The sequence below is a fragment of the Caballeronia glebae genome (genome assembly GCF_001545035.1).
Classification (GTDB): domain Bacteria; phylum Pseudomonadota; class Gammaproteobacteria; order Burkholderiales; family Burkholderiaceae; genus Caballeronia; species Caballeronia glebae.
Map to the genome: position 1 here is coordinate 1 of NZ_FCOJ02000155.1, position 2,150 is coordinate 2,150.

The following is a 2,150-nucleotide window of genomic DNA, read 5'->3' on the forward strand; positions in this document are numbered from 1 at the left end:
CAGCAGAATATGCAGCTGTGCAGTGCGGCCGGGACGCTGACGGCGAACGCGGCGAACGGTGTTGTGCTCAGCGGTGGGGGCAGCGCGTACATCAAGGTGCAAGGCGACAACGTCGAGATTGGCGGTGCAGGCAATTTGATTCTCAAGATCATTGAGATCATGAAGGACGGACCTGGCTCGCTTACGCTGCCCAAGCCAAAGTTCGATCAACTTGATATCAACAGCGACGAAAAATTCGTGGTGTGCGACAACATCACGGGTCGTCCTCTTGTCAACAAGCCTTATAAAATCACGCTTGGGAACGGTCAATTCGTCGAGGGTAAGACGAACGCACAGGGCGAAACCTCGCTGTCGATGAACGATATTGCACAAGGCATGAAACTCATGCTGCCTCATAAAAAAGGAGCGTAAGAATGGGCGATAAGACAACCCAACTGGACACTTTCGACGCACAAGATGGCGCGGGGACCGACGATGCCGAATCGAAGCACTATAAGCTGGGCGTGGCAACCAATGTGGTGCCGATGCAGATAAGCCATCTGGGGGAGCCATATTGGGAGTCCTACCAGACACCCAGCGGATACCAGGTTTATGCACAGGCGCTTGTGCCTCCGCATCTGCCGGGGATCGTTATTTTTGTGCATGGAGTGAACTCGGAGGGGGAGTGGTATGAGGCGGCAGAAGGGGCGCTTTGCGAGGGGCTGAATAGGCGGTTGGGGCGGCAAGACATTACTCCAAACGCGTACTCCGACAAAGGTGATAAGGGTGGCATGACGGCGCGGCACGTGCAGAGAGTCGGCCGCTCGCCCGTAATCCGCTTCTATTGGGGCTATCGTCCAGAGGACGGCAAGGAGCATAAATGGCCCGTGCCGCTGCGCAATATTCGCGGGGAGGACGGCTGGAAAACCAAGGATCTAAAGGATTCAGGTCCGTGGTATTGGGGCGGAGGGCCGTTCCAGAACGGCACCAATAATCTCCAACAACTCTGGAGTAGGAAGGGTTTTGACCCCACGATGTTCGGCTTTGTGAATATCCAGTGGTTTAACACCGAATGGGACCGTGAACTGCACGCTGCGCCGGGTCGTCAGTACTATGCTCATGCCGCGCAGCGTCTGGCGAACTTGATCGACAAAATCCGCATGCAATGTCCGGGCGACACGATCACGGTTATGTCGCACAGCCAGGGCACGATGGTGAGCATGGCCGCCACGCTCATGTGCAAAACGCGAGCGCCCGATGCACTGTTCGTGATGAACTCGCCGTTCGCGCTGGAAGACAAATCAACGGATGCTCTTACGACCGGCCACAACCGCCCCACCACCCAGGCACGGGTGAACACGTTCCGCAACGTGGCGGAACGCATTAAGAAGGACAGGAAGGTTTTTACGGAGGAAGACCTTCAATTGCTGCACGTCGGTGCGACTAAGGAGATGGAGTTGTGGAACATGGAAGCCGTGAACAACGATATCCAGGAACGCGACAACCACGGCCGCTTCTACGTGTACTTCAATCCGCACGACCGTGTGATGGGCAGCGCAGCGCTGGCAAGCATCGGATGGCAAGGTGTGAGCGACGCATTGATCGATGAGTTGGGCGATACGGTCAAGCAGCGCATGCTGGCACGGGGCACGCCTTGCGGGGAAGCGCCAGCAATGACAAAGTTCGGCAGCTTACCGCCGATTCTAAATCCAGAGCCCGGTGTCAAACCAGATGACTTTTGGAACGGTAACCGAACGGTAGCAGGCCTGGACCTATGGGTGGTGCCGAATAAGAATCAAAGGGTGAACATTAATGCCGAACAAGTGCCCGATCCGATTACTGCGGAGGAGATGGCGTTGCCAAGTCCATATACGGTCACGCTTTTGACGGACGGACAACCCGTGCAATACGAAGTTTATCGCTATTTCGACCAAGCGCTCAGCGATCAGAATGCCTTGGGCGCGCGAAGTGCAGATGGAAGTTACCTCGATCGCAGTGTGCCGTTTCTCGAATCAATACATAAACTGGAAAAGCAAGTGAGGAGCGATCCCTACACAACTGGACCGACCATGCGAACAGAAAACCACGATGAAATGATTAAGCGGTACGAGGAGTATCAGCCGATGCCGACCAACCATAGCACGCTGCCGCAACATCATGAGTTCATGAGC

At 55.5% G+C, this 2,150-nt stretch carries 1 protein-coding gene and 1 pseudogene; both read left to right on the forward strand.

The window, feature by feature from the left end:
* Window positions 1-411 (forward strand): annotated as a pseudogene (locus tag AWB82_RS36540) (DUF2345 domain-containing protein); the annotation flags it as partial.
* 2 nt (window positions 412-413) lie between these two features.
* Window positions 414-2,150: T6SS effector phospholipase Tle3 domain-containing protein (locus tag AWB82_RS36545; protein WP_086974096.1), on the forward strand; the 1,737-nt coding region annotated here is incomplete at its 3' end.